This window comes from Anderseniella sp. Alg231-50, assembly GCF_900149695.1.
Classification (GTDB): Bacteria; Pseudomonadota; Alphaproteobacteria; order Rhizobiales; family Aestuariivirgaceae; genus Anderseniella.
In genome coordinates, this window is the sequence record NZ_LT703003.1 from 1035885 (window position 1) to 1052533 (window position 16649).

A 16649-nucleotide genomic window follows, 5' to 3' on the forward strand; every position below is an offset into this window, starting at 1 on the left:
CACTTTGGAAGCGATCAGTTTCATGGTTTTTGATTGCTTCAATCAATAACCATACTGATCTAGGATTTTTCGTCTGAGGGATCGGCCTGGTCGAGCAATAGCAAATGCCGTTGCAGGTCGTCTTCGCTCAGCCGCGAAATGCTGTCTGCAAGACGGTTGGCGAGCTCGGTTGCCCTGGGCGACAGGCCGGATGTGTCAATGACGGCACGCGGGTGTGACAGGCGCGCCAGTTCGGCAATATCTTCCGCCTCGTCCCAGATGATGTTGAAATAGGCAATGATACGCTGAACCAGGTACCAGCTGGGCAGGCCGCGCTTGCCGTTTTCAAGTGCCGACAGATACGGCGCACTGACACCGATGGCCTGCGCCATCTGCTTCATGGTGACGCCGCGTTCTTTTCGCAAGGCGCGAATCTTTTGTCCAAACGGCGTCATGACCGGCCAGCCTTCCGCTTCAGGCGGACATAAAAAGCACCGCCGCCGCCGTGGCGTGGATGCGCCGGCTGAAACCCGACAATGTGGGATGAAAATTCCCGCTGCTGCATCCAGCGTGGAAACTCGGCTCGCAACCGCCCCTGACGTTCCGGCGCCTGAAAGACGTCCGCCGAATGCAATGTATGCCGGGTGAACGGAGATGCACCCTTGCCGGTAATGACCAGCACATTACGATCACCACGCTCACGCGATGACTGCAAAAACCCCAACAGCGCCATCCGCGCCCGCTCCACGGAGTGACCGTGCAAATCCAGTCGCGCATCAATATCGACATTGCCGCGCGACAGTTTCTGTTTGTGCCGCCTGTCCAGGTTGTTGTGCAATTGCGACTGAATTGCCTGCCTGGCAATGGCGCGGGCGGCCTTGCGGACCGGATCTGCGGGTTTGGATACAGGCTTTCCGGTTCGCTCATATTGTGCAACCGGTAGTGCCGGCTTGGCTTCCGTCACCGGCCTTACATAGGGCAGTCTGTTGAGTGGCTTGACGGTCCGGGTAACCTGTTCCCAGACCTCGTGATCATCGTCTCTCAACTGGCCGGCGCGGGAGCCGTGTGTGGTCCTGCCGGATTTTTTCATCTGCCGTGTTTCCGTAGCAGCCGGGTTGCCAAAGCACGCGGCACGAGAGCCGTCAGGTCTCCGGCCTGATCCATCCCGCCCGCATCAAGGCCCGCCTGGCGCCCGCTTCCCATGAACACGTCGCCGCGGGCTGCTCCCCTGATGGCCGATCCGGTATCCTGGGCGACCATCAGCCGGTCGAAAACTACAAGGCGTCCATTGGCATAGACCGTCGTCGACACCCATAGCGGAACGCCAAGCGCCCAGAAGCGCCGATCGACTGCCAGCGACCGTAATGGCGTGAGCGGCAATTGCTGGGCACCAATCGGTCCGGAGCCGGTGTCCGGCAATTCCCGGAAAAACACATAGGACTTGTTTTCCCACATGACCTGGCGCGCCTGGTCGGGGTTGTTTTTCAGCCAGGCCCGTAATGCCTGCATGGACATCTCTTCGCGGGTCATTTGCCGTCGGTCGATGAGAACCTTGCCGATTGCCGTATAGGGCAAGCCGGTCTTCGCCGCGTAGCCAAGACGCGCACTACCGCCTTCGCGCAGCCGTACCCGGCCGGATCCCTGTATCTGCATGAAGAACAGGTCGGCCCAGGATTTCAGATACAGCAATTCAAGGTTTCGCGATGCCAGCTGACCCTGTTCAATCTGTCGACGGGTGAAGTATGGCTGCGCCACGCCATTGGCAACCCGGCCATACGCAACGCCCAGCCTGGCGGCGGCGGATTTGGAGAGTTTGACCAGATCGTCCGGCCTGGCGAGAACCGGAACGCTGAACTCCCGGCTTCTGGACCTGCTGCCTTCAACTTCAGGTTCGAAATAGCCGGTAAACTGGCCATTGACGTCACTGACGTTCAACGCAACCAGGTTGTCCTCGAAAAACCTTCGGGCAGCCCCTGGCGAGAAGCCTGCCCGCTTTGCCTGCCTGCACACGGTCAGCCAGTCCCGGCGACTGCCGGACAATTGCGCCTTGCGGGCAAATCCGATAGCGCTGGTGGTCAATTCACCGCATGCAGCTACAAACACCTGAAGAGCGGCGCTGTGATCGTCCTGCTGCCATCCCGGCAGATTGTCGAACGACACCTGTTCAAGCCGCAACGCCAGCGCCGGCTGTGCGCCCGCGACGGACATCATGATGGCCAACAGGGCAATGACAAGCTGTTTGCAGCGCATTGCGGCACGCATCCCAATTCTCAGTCAGCCTCAGTGGCGACCAGGCGCCAGTTTGGATCGCGTGAATTGACAGGGCGCTCAAAGGTCCACACGTCTGTGATTTCCTGGATCTCGGATGGGTCACCGTCGATCACCCTGCCCTCCTCATCAAGTGTCGCGGTAATCAGGTCGCTGACGAACTTGATACTGACCTGCGCGTCGCCGCCGGCAATACTGATTTTGCTGATGTCAGCCTTGTTGATACCGACAAATTTCGATTCCAGCGTGTGCTGCAACTTCTTGCGGTCGTCAATCGCGGCTGCAAACCCGTCATAAACCTCCCTGGACAACAGGGGTTTCAAGGCCTGCTTGTCGCCTTCGGCAAAAGCATTGACGATCATTTCATAGGCCATGCGCGCGCCGCCGAGAAATTCACCGGGCGAGAAGTCATTGTCGGCCTTGACCAGGTTCTCAATGCCTTTTGCGACAGCTGAACCCTTTCTGGCAAAGCCCTGCCAGACAGGCTTGCGCTCGTCTTCATCGTCATCGTCGTCGTGATCAGAATCGGGTGGATTGATCGCGGTCGGCTTGTTTCGGCCTGGCAACGGCACCACATTATCCTGGGATGAGGCTTGTGCATCATCGTTTTCACCGGCGAACGGGTCGAACGGCTTTTCGTTGCCGGTCCGGGTACCGAGCACGGCGCGCAGACGGAAGAAGATGATTACAGCCACTGCGAGAATGATAATATTGAAAGGGTCAAAGACCTGATTCATAGCGTTTGCCAGTTCCTGTCGTTGGTTGGTGTGCCGGCGGCAATGACGCCTGCAAATGATTTACATACTGTTATATATAAGTGCTGATTGTACAAAGGTACAATGCTGCGGCATTGTGATCATGCCTGACAGTCCACCAAACACCGGAATTTGCGGTTCATAGCGATCAAGTGTGATTACCAATGCGATTTATTCTGTTTCTAGCCTTTGTTGTAGTCCCGATTGTGGAGATCGGGCTGTTTTTGCAGGTCGGCTCCTATATTGGGGTGGCCGCGACGCTGGGGCTTATCATACTGACCGCCATTGCAGGCACCATGCTTGTACGCAGCCAGGGCATTGATGTTATTCGTAAAGTGCAGAATTCAGCCAATCGCGGAGAAATGCCGGTGGCTGCGTTGGCGCAGGGCCTGTTTGTCCTGATCGCGGGTGTGCTATTGCTTACGCCCGGATTTGCGACAGATACACTCGGGTTTGCCCTGCTGATACCTCCGGTTCGAGAGCTGCTGGCAGCGAAAATCTGGAAATTGATCGAACCCAATGTTGTCACATCGACACAGTGGTCATCCACACATACGAGCGGCGGCAGCAACCAGCCGGGCGGAACCGTTATTGATATTGAAGCGGTGGAGATCGACGAGGCGACTGGAAACGGCGCGGAAAAACCCGGCAATACGTTACGTAAACAATAATGCCCGCGATAAAGACCACACCGGACTTTTGCCGGGCAGCATGATAACTTGCACGAATGCAGATGCCGTGATAGCCACGCGGTCTGTAACAAATTCGACTTTATGACTCAGAGGGCAGATTGAACATGGCAAAAGCGGCAAAGAAGGCAAGCAAGAAGGCGGCACCTGCAGCGCAAACAGCATTACCGGAAGCTAGCGGCAGCAATGGGTCCACGCAAGGCGCTGCGCCATCGATGAAGATACTTGGCCAGTATGTGAAGGATCTTTCGTTTGAAAACCCGGACGCACCGCGCTCGCTGGCCGGCCAGGAAGGCCAACCGGAAATCAACATATCCGTAAATGTGAATGCCAAGCCCCTGGCCGAAACAGACTTTGAAGTTGAACTGCATCTCGATGCCAAGGCGATGAACAAGGACAAGGTGGTTTTCGCCACCGAGCTGCTTTATGCGGGCATTTTCCGGCTGGAGAACATCCCGCAGGATGCCCTGCACCCGATTGTCCTGGTTGAATGTCCGCGCATGATCTTCCCGTTTGCCAGGCAGATCGTCGCCGACGTGACCCGCAATGGCGGCTTTCCGCCACTGATGCTGGATCCGATTGACTTTGCAGCCATGTATCAGCAGCGCATTGCGGCGGAAGCTGCAAATGCGGATGCCTAGATCAAGGTAAATCTTATTGCTGTGGTGAGATGTGTCGCGCGCTAGTTGCTGCCGGCACTTCGCCACAACGCCTTTTCCCCAAGACCGGCAACCATTTCGTTGTGGGCATCAATTTCTGCCTGGCTCAGCCGACCGGGAAGCGGTGCCGAACGGGCGCTTACCTGGGTTTGGCCAACTTCAACCTTCTTTTCGACCTGATCGGTATCACTGGTCAGGCCCAACATGGTCTGGCGACCACCGATCAGCTCCATGTAGACGTCGGCCAGCAGTTCGGAATCCAGTAGCGCGCCGTGCTTGTCGCGCCTGGAGTTGTCGATGCCGTAGCGCCGGCACAGTGCATCAAGGCTGTTCGGGCCCATCGGATAGCGTTTGCGGGCAAGGGCCAGCGTATCGATCACCCGGTCCATTGAAAGCTGTTCGGTATCAATCCAGGAAAATTCGGCATTGAGGAATTTCATGTCGAACGGCGCATTGTGAATGATCAGAATGCCGTCATCGATGAATTTGAGAAAATCCTGCGCGATGTCTGCGAAGACCGGCTTTGAACCCAGAAACTCCTCTGACAACCCGTGCACATTGAACGCCTCTTCGGGCATATCCCGCTGCGGATTGATGTACTGATGATAGACAGTGCCGGTCGGGATATGATTGAGAAGTTCAACAGCTCCGATTTCCACAATGCGATGACCGGTGAACGGATCGAGGCCCGTGGTTTCGGTATCCATCACGATTTCACGCATATCATCGCTCTCCGGCAAGTGATTGAAGCTCACTCACAATAGCAAGAACCCGGGCGCGTGTATCATCCATCGGCACATCTGTGGAAATTATGTGGCTGGCAGCAGCGCGTTTTTCCTCATCGGGAACCTGCCTGGCCAGTATGGCTTCAAATTTTTCTTCGCTCATGTCCGGCCTGGCCAACGCCCGGGCACGCTGGACTTCATAAGGCGCTGAGACAACCAGGACAGCGTCAAATTCTGCCGCCCGCCCGGTTTCAAACAGCAGCGGTATGTCAAACACGGCGATGCTCTTTTCAGAAGATTTTACTGTTTCCAGGAATGCGTCCTGCTCGCGGCGAACCAGGGGATGAACAATCGCTTCCAGCTGTTTCATTGCCTGCGTGTTGTTGAGTACCTGTTTTGAAAGCGCCACACGATCGATCGCACCATTCCTGACAACCGATGGAAACAACCGGCCCACGGGTTCAACGGCTCCGCCATTTTTGGCATACAGCCGATGGACGACGGCATCGGCATCAAATACCGCAACACCTGCGTCGCGCAGCATGACCGCAACTGTCGACTTGCCCATGGCGATCGAGCCTGTAAGTGCTGCCTTGAAAACGGACCCGTCAGCCATGAGACTTCAAGTCCTGTTCAATCAGCGCCCGCAATTCGCCGGTCACCTGGGGTTCGATACCGAACCACAACTGAAACCCCGGCACTGCCTGGTGCAGCAACATGCCAAGCCCGTCCAGAACCGGCCGCCCAAGACGTCGGGCCTGAGCCAGCAATTCGGTTTCCAGCGGCGCATAGACTATGTCGCTGACAACGCAGCCCGGCCGGGTCCCGTCAAGCGGAAACACCAGCGGCTGCCGGCCGACCATTCCGAGCGAGGTGGTGTTCACAAGTACATCCACAAGCCCGGCGGTTGACTGTACATCATCCCATGCAACCGGCTTGATTGTGTCTGGTTGAAAGGCGGCTATCTCGCGCGCCTTCTGTAATGTCCGATTGGCGATGTAGATCACCGAGCATCCGCTCTGCAGCAACGCGTCGGCAATGGCGCGGGCGGCGCCGCCGGCACCCAGGATAAGCACTTCGGCGCCTTTCAACTGCAGGTCCGGGTGAATGTTTTTGAGATGACCAACATACCCGGCACCATCGGTCGAGGTTCCCCTGAGCTGGCCGTCGCGGCGATAAATGGTATTGACGCTGCCAATGGCCGAGGCGGTGTCATCAATGGCATCTAGAAATGGAATGACCGCCTGCTTGTACGGCGTGGTGACATTGCACCCGGCTGATTTTCCCTGCCGGATGGCATCAAGAAAGTCAGGCAGGTCTTCTGCGGGCATGTCGCAGATACCGTACCTGGAATCGACTCCATACTTTTTGATCCAGTAGTTATGAATCATTGGCGATCGAGAATAAGTGATGCCGTGTCCCAGAATACAGACACCGTTGGTTGTTGTCGGGTTCATTGCAAGTTGGCCTGAGTCTTGAGAAATTTAACGAGCGGGGTCAGTGGCATCCCCATAATGGTGAAATGAGATCCGCGGATGTCTTCAAACAACCGGATACCTTGGCCTTCTATCTGATAACATCCCACAGATCCCAGGATTGATGACCCGGCAGCGGCCAGATAGGCCTCTATATCCTCAGCAGTGAGTCGAAACATGCTCATACTGGCGGTCTCTGACGTCTCGAATACCTGCCTGCTATTCCGCCAGCATGCTACGGCTGACATCAGCATGTGGGTTTTTCCCTGTAGTGTCGCGAGTTGCTGCGCAGCCTGAGGCAAGTCATTTACCTTTGTGAAAACCTTGCCGTCACACACCAAGACCTGGTCCGACCCAATCACCAGGTCGGCGGGGTGGTTTTCACTGACCGCCTGTGCTTTGGCGTTGGCCAGCACAAGGGCCAGGTCATCGACGGGCAAGCCTGATTCCAGGTGGGCTGTTTTAAGCACGGCCTCATCGATGCCGGCAGCCGTTGCCTCAAAGTCATAGCCCGCATTGGCCAGCATCTGCCGGCGTGCCGCACTGTTTGATGCCAGGATCAGTTTCATTTGTCTCGACCCCGGTTCATTCTGTACTGGTGGTCGGCTCTGCCATCAGGTTCATGACAGCTGCGGCTGTTTCTTCAATGGACCGGCGTGTGACATCGATAATGGGCCAGTTGTTCGCACTGCATAGTTTTCGCATTGCCAGCAGTTCCTCGGTGATCGCCTTGCGATCTACATAAGATGTATCGCGGCCTTCATTCAGCGTCAGCAGCCGATGGCGGCGAATCTGGGAAATGCGGTCGGCACTGGCGATCAGCCCGACAATCAAGGGATGTTTCAGCTTGCTCAATCCCGGCGGCGTCGGGATACCCGGCACAAGGGGTATATTGGCCGTCTTGATGCCACGATTGGCCAGGTAGATACTGGTCGGTGTCTTCGACGACCGGCTTACGCCCAGCAACACAACATCTGCGGAGTCCAGATCCTGTGTCATCTGGCCGTCATCATGCGCCATGGTATAGTTCAGTGCATCAATCCGCTGGAAGTACTCCGCGTTGAGAACATGCTGCCCGCCGATGTGAGGTTTGGACTTCGCGTTCAGGTAAGTTGCGAGACTGGCGATAACCGGATCGAGGATCGAGATGCACGGAATGGACAGCGCTTCGCAACGTTGTTCTATTTCAGCTTTCAGCCTGGCGTCGGCAATCGTGTACAGCACGATGCCGGGTTGTTTTTCCACCTCGACAATCATCCGGTCCAGCTGCTTGGATGTCCGGACCAGGGTGTAGATGTGTTCGATCGGCTGGTAGCCGGCATAATAGGCGGTGGCGGCCCGGGCCACGGTGTTGAGGGTTTCGCCGGTCGCATCGGAAACCATATGCATATGGAAATATTGTTTGGCTGTGGTTTTCATAAGCCGGGCATAGCGTGTTTATGAATTGTGGAAAAGGGGAAGCTGAATTCCCGGCCGGCTGGTTTGGTCCACATACCGGTTGTTTTGTTCAGGATACCGATTGCAGTGCAGACAATTGTCAACTGTGAATAGCAGTGAGGATAACATCAGGCTTATCGATTTTGATGGTGATCAAATTGTGCAGAAAATATTTTCTGCTTCTATTTATGCTTTGATATCAGCTAGTTAAATATATGGAAATGATGGAAAAAATTTATGTGATTTGCGTAGACGAATAACTGTGTCTACGTGACCGCTGTTGAAGAAGATTCATTTTTGCTATCCACAGCACAACATCATCAACACCTAAAGATATAGATTGTTTGAGAGAAGGATTAAGAGATTGAGCAAGCCGTTACTGGATACCCTTACAGGTTTGTCTCCATCACGCCGTCCTGTCTGGCTTATGAGGCAGGCAGGACGCTATCTGCCGGAGTATCGGGAAGTCAGGCAATCAGCAGGCGGTTTTCTGAACCTCTGCTACACGCCGGAGTTGGCTTGCGAAGTGACATTGCAGCCATTGCGCCGTTTTGATCTGGATGCGGCAATCCTGTTTGCAGATATCCTGCTGATCCCGCAGGCGATGGGTTGTGACCTGGACTTCCGCGAGAACGAGGGACCGGTTCTGAGAAAGATCGGTTCGGTATCCGACGTTGGCCAGCTGGCGAGTGACATCGATGAACTCAACAAGACGCTGTCTCCGGTCTATGATGCAGTGTCTGCAATCAGGTCAAGCCTTGACAGTGACAAGACGCTGATCGGGTTTTGCGGGGCGCCGTGGACGGTTGCCACCTATATGATTGAAGGCGGTACATCGGTGGAGCGGGCTGCATCACGGTTGGCAGCTTTTGCAGATGAGGCCTGGCTGAACGAACTGATCGACAAGCTGGTGGTTTCCTCCATTGAATACCTGTCATGCCAGGTGGAAGCCGGGGCCGAGGTCCTGCAGATTTTTGATACCTGGTCGGGGGATCTGAGCGGTGACTTGCTGCAGCGATATTGTTTCGCTCCGATTGCAGCGATCCGGTCTGAACTGAAGAAGCGATATCCTCATGTACCGGTGATCGGTTTTGCTCGTGGCGTCGGAGTGTCCCAGACAGATTTTATTGCAGCCAGTGAGGTTGACGGCGTCAGCATCGAATGGCCGGTCAATACAAAATGGGCCAGGGACAACCTGATTGAACATTGCATTGTGCAGGGCAATCTCGACCCCCTCTCGCTGATTGGCGGCGGTGATGGCATGTTGAATGCAACGCGGCTGATTTTGCAGGACCTGCCGATGGACAGGCACATTTTCAATCTTGGCCACGGGATAAGAAAGGAAACTCCCCCGGAGCATGTCGGTGAACTTGTGTCCTTTATTCGTGAATTCGACGGGGCCGCTAAAGCATGACCTACGAATGGGTCAAGGTTGTTCACCTGCTGGCCGTGATTTCATGGATGGCCGGCCTGCTCTACCTGCCGCGGCTGATGGTCTATCATGCCGATGCGGGAAAAGGCGGTGAGTTGTCCGAGACACTCAAGGTGATGGAACGGCGATTGCTGAAAGCGATTATGACACCGGCCATGATTGTCAGCTGGGTCTTCGGCATATGGCTGGGTGCGCTGCAGGGATTGTGGAGCGAGTTGCCGTTCTGGTTCGTGTTGAAAATCATATTGGTACTGGCGATGTCAGGTGCACATTTCTGGCTGGCCGGCCAGGTCAAGATCTTTGCAGCGGACAAGAATGTCATGGCGGCCAGGGCTTTTCGTTTTATCAACGAAGTCCCGACCCTGCTGATGATCGGCATTATCTGCCTCGTGGTCGTGAAACCGTTTCTGTAATGCGATTGTGAGTATTTTGATGTTTTCTAAACTTGTCGAAGCTGCTATAGACTGAGCAGTACGGCAACGCTTTCATAGACTGCCGTCGCCTCCCCTATTTGGTAATCACTCAATCCGACATGTGAGCTGACCGCCAATTTTCCTGATCAAACATATGGGTCGATAACCGATGACCAACCTTGACGAACTCGAGCAGATCAAACTTTTTGATCTTAAGCAGAAATCTCCAGCTGAGCTCCTGAGTGCGGCTGAAGAGCTTGAAGTTGAAAATGCCAGCGTGTTGCGCAAGCAGGAACTGATGTTTGCGATCTTGAAAAGCCTGGCTGCCAAGGATGTGAACATCATCGGTGAAGGTGTTGTGGAGGTAATGCCGGACGGGTTCGGTTTCCTGCGTTCACCTGATGCCAATTATCTTGCCGGACCCGATGATATTTATGTCAGCCCCAGCCAGATCCGGAAGTTTGCACTCAAGACCGGTGATACCGTTGAAGGTGATATCCGCAGCCCCAAAGACGGTGAACGGTATTTTGCGCTGTTGAAGGTAAACTCGGTCAACTTCCAGGAACCGGAAAAGGTTCGTCACAAAATCCACTTCGATAACCTGACGCCGTTATATCCTGATGAGCGCCTGTTCATGGAAGTGAACGATCCGACAAAGAAGGATTACTCAAGCCGTGTCATCGACCTGGTGGCGCCATTTGGCAAGGGCCAGCGTGCGTTGATCGTGGCACCTCCCAGGACCGGTAAAACTGTCTTGTTGCAGAATATTGCCCAATCGGTGGCAACCAACCATCCCGAGTGTTACCTCATTGTCCTGTTGATTGATGAGCGACCAGAAGAAGTAACCGACATGCGTCGTTCCGTGAAAGGCGAAGTCGTGAGCTCGACTTTTGATGAACCGGCCAGCCGGCACGTTCAGGTTGCCGAGATGGTGATTGAAAAAGCCAAGCGCCTTGTTGAGCATGGCCGTGATGTGGTGATCCTGCTGGATTCCATTACCCGGCTTGGACGTGCCTACAATACTGTTGTGCCGTCGTCAGGCAAGGTTCTCACCGGTGGTGTCGACGCCAATGCACTGCAGCGTCCGAAACGTTTCTTCGGCGCGGCGCGGAATATCGAAGAAGGCGGCTCGCTGACCATCATCGCCACTGCACTGATTGATACCGGCAGCCGCATGGATGAAGTCATCTTTGAAGAATTCAAGGGAACCGGCAACTCTGAAGTTGTTCTCGATCGCAAGGTTGCCGACAAGCGGGTCTTCCCTGCCATGGACATCCTGCGCTCCGGCACGCGCAAGGAAGAGCTTCTGGTTGATCCGGGCAATCTCAAGAAGACCTATGTATTGCGCCGGATTCTCAACCCGATGGGAACCGTCGATGCGGTTGAATTCCTGTTGGACAAACTGCGCCAGACCAAATCCAATGACGATTTCTTCGATTCAATGAATGCCTGACTTCAGCAGGTCTCCCGGATCCGTTACGGGCAGGTCACAGGTCTGATTGCGGCACAGGAATACAGCAGCCTTATCAAGACCGGCTTTTCCCGATGCCGGGTGACCGGCGGGTAGATCCGCGTCCCTGCCAACCTGCATGAGCAATCGATTCGGAGACGAAATTTTCAGGCAGGCCTGGTGCAGCCCGGCGAAGTTCTTATCTTCCGGATCACCAACCAGCACAAGCTGGGTCTGTTCGGACAATGCTGTAAATGCGAGCCAGGCCGTTGGGCAGGCAAACGGGTTTCTGGTCATGTGCGGTTTGAGCCAGTTGAAAACGGCTTCCGCGGTCTGCTGATAAGCCTGGTTGTCCAGGTAGACCGAAAGCTTCCACAGATTGATTGCCATTGTGGCGTTGGCGTTTGGCGTCACATCATCATTTGCATATTTGTCGCGAATGATAAGATCCGTCGCGTCTTTGGGCGCCATGGAAAATGCACCATCGCTCTGATCGTGATAATGTTCCATGGCCTCGTCCATCAGGTTGCCGGCCTGTTCCACCCATGCCCAGTCCAGGGTCGTTTCGTAAGCCGCGATGTTGGCTGAAATCAGCAAGGCATAATCATCTGCGGTGGCATGGCTTCTGACCTGGTTATCCCTGAAGCTGTGATAGAACCGCCCGTTTACCCGCAAATGGGCCTGCATGTTTTCAAGCGTTGTGAGGGCTGCTTGTTCCAGCGCCGGATCTTCAAGTGTGGCGGACGCATTGAGAAGCGCGATTACTGTCAGGGCATTCCAGTCGGTAAGCGCCTTGTCGTCCCAGCCAGGCGCAATCCGCTTGCGCCGATGGCTCAGCAGTGTTTCACGTGCCTGCGCCAGCAGCGCTTCGTCGTCATCAGATAGCTGATCGGGATGATCGGTGCGGTTCAAGATGTTGGTATGTTCCCAATTGCCCTGCTCCGAAACGTCGTAAACCCTGAGAAAAAGCTCTCGTGCCGAATTGGTTAACAAATGGTTAATTTCCGATTCGGCCCAGCAATAATATTTGCCTTCAACCCCTTCGGAATCGGCATCATAGCTGGATGCGAACAGGCCTTCAGGCGTTTGCATGTCGGACAGCAGCCAGGCCACCGACTGTTCGATTCGCTGGCGGAACAGTTGATTGGGCGCCGAGTTTTGCATCTTGCACAGCAAGGTTATGTATTGGGCATTGTCGTACAGCATCTTTTCGAAGTGCGGCACCAGCCATTTTTCATCAACTGCATATCTGGCGATGCCGCCGCCCAGATGGTCATAGATACCGCCCTGGCTGATCTTGTTCATGGTGAGCCAGACAGGTGCGTCATACCCCCTGCCCGGGTGTGACTGGTGTACTGACCACAGCAACTGGAAAAGGGGCCCCTGCGGAAATTTGGGCGCGCGGCCTATGCCGCCGTTTTGCTGATCAACTGCCCCGAGCACCTGCCGGATCATCTGCTCAAGAAGTGCGTGGTCAGGATCGGGATTGGTGCTGGCTGGCGGTGGTGCGCTGAGACGATCAAGCAATGCATCGGTATTGGTGGTGATTTTTTCCGGCTCGGTCTGCCATATGCGGGCAAGCTCGCGCAGGACATGCGAAAACGACGGCCGTCCGTATTTCGACTCTGGCGGAAAATAGGTACCGCCCCAGAACGGTTTCAGGTCGGGTGTCAGGAACATGGTCAGTGGCCAGCCGCCCTGCTCTCCCATCACGTGAAGCGCGTCCATGTAAACGCGATCGATGTCAGGCCGTTCCTCCCTGTCGACCTTGATATTGATGAAGTGCTCATTCATCAGCTCTGCAACAGCCTCATCTTCAAAGCTTTCATGTGCCATCACATGACACCAGTGGCAGGCCGCGTATCCGATTGACAGAAGGATTGGCTTGTTTTTAGTACGGGCTTCGTTAAACGCTTCATCACCCCATGCAAACCAGTCAACGGGATTGGTGTCATGCTGAAGCAGATACGGGCTGGTTTCCTTTGCCAGCCGGTTCTTTGTGGCAGTCGGGTTCGACATGGGTTGAAGCTACCTTGTTACTGGATTGAAGTCATATGCCGGATTCTGTTGATACGATTTACGCATTGTCGTCGGGCTCGGGCAAGGCAGGTGTGGCAATTGTGCGCGTGTCCGGCCCGCAAGCCGGAACAGCATTGCGCATTTCATGCGGGCGGGTGCCGGCGGCGCGCGTTGCCGAACGGGTACCGGTGTGTGTGTCGCAAGGGTCCGTCAAGCTGGATGAGGCGATAGCCCTGTGGTTTCCCGGACCCGGCAGCTTTACCGGAGAAGATGTTGCGGAGTTTCACCTGCATGGCAGCCTGGGTATTGTCCGGCTTTTCCTTGCCGAGCTGGGATCGCTGCCTGGATGCAGGCCCGCTGAGCCTGGCGAGTTCACCAGGCGCGCCCTGTCAAATGACAAGATCGACCTGGTAGGTGTCGAGGGGTTGAATGACATGCTGGCGGCCGAAACCGCTACGCAGGTAAAGCAGGCGTTGTTTCACGTGGACGGCCGTGCGTCCGACATATTCTACCGGTGGCGGGACGAGCTGATCGAAGCCAGTGCGCTGGCGGAGGCGTGTATCGATTTCACCGACGAGGAAGGCGTGGCCGATGCGGCGCTGCCTAAGGTGCGCGACGGCGTGGTGCGGCTGATTGCGACCATGGCGGAGAACCTCAAGGACAGTGAACGCGGGCATCTTAACCGGGCAGGGGTACGGGTTGTATTGGCCGGGTCACCGAATGTCGGAAAGTCCAGCCTGCTGAATGCCATTGCAGCGCGCGACGTGGCCATAGTCAGCAGTGAAGCGGGTACGACACGCGATGTCGTGGAGGTATCGCTCGACCTTGGCGGCACGGCGATGATCATCAGTGATACTGCCGGTCTTCGCGACAGAGTCGATTCACATGTGGAACAATTGGGCATTGATCGCACCCATGAGCGCCTGTCACACGCCGATATCGTGGTCAGTGTCGCATCTTCCGAGGCAAATTGGCAGAAAACCGGTGTCGATTCACCAACGTTACGAATTTGGAACAAGGCTGACATCAGCAAATCCGGGCCTGCAGAAGCTGCCGACCTGCAGGTATCGGCGCTGACCGGCGAAGGCATGGGGAAGCTGATGGACCGGCTGGCCGTGATGGCGGGGGAGCTTGCCGGCAATGGCGAACCGGCGCTGCTGGTGCGTGAGCGCCAGGTGCAGGCGGTTAAGTCGGCGCTTGGCCACCTGGAAACTGCGCTGGAGCCGGAGTTGCCTATTGAGTTGCTGGCTGAAGAACTCAGGAGAGCGGCCCGCAATATCGGCAAGCTGATCGGCGATGTCGGAACCGAAGACCTGCTGGACAGCATCTTCTCGAAGTTCTGCATCGGGAAATAGACCTGTTTCGCTTCAGGATTGTTTCACGTGAATCAGCGGTATTTGTTTCACGTGAAACGAAGTCTTTTTTGATGTTTTTCCACAGTTCGTGTATGGAGCGGGCACGATGAACCAGATCCTGAAAACAGATTACGATGTTGTGGTGGTCGGTGGCGGCCATGCGGGTTGCGAGGCGGCAAGTGCCGCAGCGCGCCGTGGCGCACGCACAGCCCTGGTGACACACCGCAAATCGACCATCGGAGAAATGTCCTGCAATCCGGCGATGGGCGGTTTGGGGAAGGGGCATCTCATCCGCGAGATCGATGCGCTTGACGGCCTGATCGGCATTACAAGCGACAAGGCGGCAATCCAGTACCGGCTGCTCAACCGCTCGAAAGGGCCTGCAGTTCGAGGTCCGCGGGCACAGATTGACAGGAAGCTTTACCGTGACGCCATGCAGGCGGAAATTTTCAACCATGACAACCTGACCGTGATCGAAGCTGCCGTGGGAAGCTTCGCGATGAGCGACGGCAGGATTTGCGGTGTTGTCGGTGAGGACGGCCGCGAGATATCCTGCGTCGCAGTTGTGCTCACCACAGGCACATTTCTTGGTGGGCTGATACATATCGGAGACCGGAAAATTCCCGCAGGCCGTGTCGGGGAGGAACCAAGCAATGGACTGTCCCGGGTTCTGCGCGATACCGGATTGCAGATCGGCCGCCTTAAAACCGGGACACCGCCACGACTTGATGCATCCACGATCGACTATTCCGGGCTTGAAGAGCAGGCCGGCGACGACCATCCGTTCTATTTCTCGACCCTGACCACCTGCACCCATGCGCCCCAGATCAGCTGCCACATCACTCACACCAACACGGACACCCACAAGATCATCTCCGGCAACCTGGAGAAATCAGCAATGTATGCCGGCTTCATCGAGGGAACCGGCCCCCGCTATTGCCCTTCCATCGAAGACAAGGTGGTGAAGTTTGCCGATCGCAACTCTCACCAGATATTCCTGGAGCCTGAAGGGGTAGACGACATCACCGTCTATCCCAACGGGATTTCGACCTCGCTTCCGGAAGACGTGCAGGAGGCGTATGTGCACTCGATTGCCGGCCTGGAGAACGTAACAATCCTGCAGCCGGGCTATGCCATCGAATACGACTATGTCGACCCACGTGAACTGGATATCTCGCTTGAACTCAGGAAGCTGCCGGGCCTGTTCCTGGCCGGCCAGATCAATGGCACGACCGGATACGAGGAGGCTGCAGCGCAGGGCCTTGTTGCCGGTGCGAATGCCGCGGCGCGGGCGTGCCGGCTGGATGAGCTGAAGATCGACAGGTCGCAAGGCTATATCGGCGTCATGATCGATGACCTTGTCACCAGGGGGGTGAGTGAACCTTACCGGATGTTCACCTCGCGCGCCGAATACCGGCTGCTGCTGCGCGCCGACAATGCAGACCAGCGTCTGACGCCGCTGGGTATCGACAACGGGTTGTGCTCAACCGAAAGGAAGCGGCAGTTCGAAACCAAGATGAACGACCTGAGCGGCCTGCGTGACAAGCTGCAGGGGTTCACGCTCAGCCCGCACGCCGCTGAGACCGCCGGCCTGCCAGCCAACAAGGACGGCAGGATCAGGTCTGCGTATGAGTACCTTTCATATCCGGATATTGATTTCGCCCGCTTGTGTGACGTGTGGCCTGAGCTGCTGCACACCGGAGCTGACTTGCAGGAGCTGATTGAGGCCGAAGCGATTTATGCAACCTATGTCGATCGGCAAAAAGCTGAAATAGACGCGTTCAACCAGGACGCGAAGATCATCATTCCCGACGACATCGACTATGGACTGATTGCCGGGCTGTCCAATGAGGTACGCCAGAAACTGATGGAGCGGCGGCCGCAGACAATCGGCCATGCGGCCCGCATAGACGGGGTAACTCCTGGTGCACTGGTGCTGGTCATCGCGCATATGCGGAAACATTCAGGCGCCAGGCTGGCGGGTTGAGGACTG

The 16649-nt window shown here is 55.9% G+C and carries 17 protein-coding genes; 7 read left to right on the top strand and 10 right to left on the bottom strand.

The features are described from left to right. Positions 1-59: 59 nt before the first annotated feature. From DHN55_RS04915 to DHN55_RS04930, 4 genes are read right to left on the bottom strand one after another with little or no spacing between them, the layout of a single operon-like run. Positions 60-434 (bottom strand): helix-turn-helix domain-containing protein, encoded by a 375-nt coding sequence (locus tag DHN55_RS04915; RefSeq protein ID WP_108880236.1) that lies wholly within the window; start codon positions 432-434, stop codon positions 60-62. Continuing rightward, positions 431-1069 (bottom strand): Smr/MutS family protein, encoded by a 639-nt coding sequence (locus DHN55_RS04920; RefSeq protein WP_108880237.1) that lies wholly within the window; start codon positions 1067-1069, stop codon positions 431-433. The genes DHN55_RS04915 and DHN55_RS04920 overlap by 4 nt, the downstream gene beginning before the upstream one ends. After that, complete coding sequence (gene mltA, locus DHN55_RS04925) at positions 1066-2229, bottom strand: murein transglycosylase A (protein WP_337659928.1); 1164 nt, start codon at positions 2227-2229, stop codon at positions 1066-1068. Before mltA ends, DHN55_RS04920 begins: the two co-directional genes overlap by 4 nt. Positions 2230-2249: 20 nt before the next feature. Beyond that, a complete protein-coding gene (locus DHN55_RS04930; RefSeq protein WP_108880239.1) occupies positions 2250-2984 on the bottom strand; it encodes a Tim44/TimA family putative adaptor protein in 735 nt (244 codons plus the stop codon). A gap of 182 nt (positions 2985-3166) precedes the next feature. Between DHN55_RS04930 and DHN55_RS04935 the strand changes: the two genes are divergently transcribed. Next, a complete protein-coding gene (locus DHN55_RS04935) occupies positions 3167-3673 on the top strand; it encodes an FxsA family protein (RefSeq protein WP_108880240.1) in 507 nt (168 codons plus the stop codon). A 125-nt stretch (positions 3674-3798) separates the two neighbouring features. Continuing rightward, positions 3799-4332, top strand: coding sequence for a protein-export chaperone SecB (gene secB, locus DHN55_RS04940; RefSeq protein ID WP_108880241.1), 534 nt, complete (start codon positions 3799-3801; stop codon positions 4330-4332). Between the two features lie 41 nt (positions 4333-4373). Here secB and dnaQ read toward each other — a convergent pair whose 3' ends face one another. The 5 genes from dnaQ to DHN55_RS04965 are packed head-to-tail and all read right to left on the bottom strand — an operon-like array spanning position 4374 to position 7969. Continuing rightward, positions 4374-5072: a DNA polymerase III subunit epsilon gene (gene dnaQ / locus DHN55_RS04945; protein WP_108880242.1), complete on the bottom strand. Its 699-nt coding sequence runs from the start codon at positions 5070-5072 to the stop codon at positions 4374-4376. A 1-nt stretch (position 5073) separates the two neighbouring features. Continuing rightward, a complete protein-coding gene (gene coaE, locus DHN55_RS04950) occupies positions 5074-5691 on the bottom strand; it encodes a dephospho-CoA kinase (protein ID WP_108880243.1) in 618 nt (205 codons plus the stop codon). Further along, complete coding sequence (locus DHN55_RS04955) at positions 5684-6532, bottom strand: shikimate dehydrogenase (protein ID WP_108880244.1); 849 nt, start codon at positions 6530-6532, stop codon at positions 5684-5686. The genes coaE and DHN55_RS04955 overlap by 8 nt, the downstream gene beginning before the upstream one ends. Further along, positions 6529-7119: a Maf family protein gene (locus tag DHN55_RS04960; RefSeq protein ID WP_108880245.1), complete on the bottom strand. Its 591-nt coding sequence runs from the start codon at positions 7117-7119 to the stop codon at positions 6529-6531. Before DHN55_RS04960 ends, DHN55_RS04955 begins: the two co-directional genes overlap by 4 nt. Positions 7120-7135: 16 nt before the next feature. Then, on the bottom strand, positions 7136-7969 hold the full coding sequence (locus DHN55_RS04965) for a pyruvate, phosphate dikinase/phosphoenolpyruvate synthase regulator (RefSeq protein WP_108880246.1): 834 nt from the start codon (positions 7967-7969) through the stop codon (positions 7136-7138). 382 nt (positions 7970-8351) lie between these two features. Between DHN55_RS04965 and hemE the strand changes: the two genes are divergently transcribed. The 3 genes from hemE (at position 8352) to rho (ending at position 11285) form a co-directional block, all read left to right on the top strand. After that, entirely contained in the window at positions 8352-9401 is a 1050-nt protein-coding gene (hemE, locus tag DHN55_RS04970) for a uroporphyrinogen decarboxylase (protein WP_337659929.1), read from the top strand. Beyond that, entirely contained in the window at positions 9398-9832 is a 435-nt protein-coding gene (locus DHN55_RS04975) for a CopD family protein (RefSeq protein ID WP_108880247.1), read from the top strand. The genes hemE and DHN55_RS04975 overlap by 4 nt, the downstream gene beginning before the upstream one ends. Positions 9833-10001: 169 nt before the next feature. After that, positions 10002-11285, top strand: a complete 1284-nt coding sequence (gene rho, locus DHN55_RS04980; RefSeq protein WP_108880248.1) for a transcription termination factor Rho — start codon at positions 10002-10004, stop codon at positions 11283-11285. Here rho and DHN55_RS04985 read toward each other — a convergent pair. Beyond that, positions 11271-13301, bottom strand: a complete 2031-nt coding sequence (locus tag DHN55_RS04985) for a DUF255 domain-containing protein (RefSeq protein ID WP_108880249.1) — start codon at positions 13299-13301, stop codon at positions 11271-11273. The genes rho and DHN55_RS04985 overlap by 15 nt on opposite strands. 35 nt (positions 13302-13336) lie before the next feature. Here DHN55_RS04985 and mnmE point away from each other — a divergent pair, with 35 nt between their 5' ends. After that, positions 13337-14656, top strand: coding sequence for a tRNA uridine-5-carboxymethylaminomethyl(34) synthesis GTPase MnmE (mnmE, locus tag DHN55_RS04990; RefSeq protein WP_108880250.1), 1320 nt, complete (start codon positions 13337-13339; stop codon positions 14654-14656). Positions 14657-14762: 106 nt separating this feature from the next. Next, positions 14763-16643, top strand: a complete 1881-nt coding sequence (mnmG, locus tag DHN55_RS04995) for a tRNA uridine-5-carboxymethylaminomethyl(34) synthesis enzyme MnmG (protein WP_108880251.1) — start codon at positions 14763-14765, stop codon at positions 16641-16643. Positions 16644-16649: the final 6 nt, after the last annotated feature.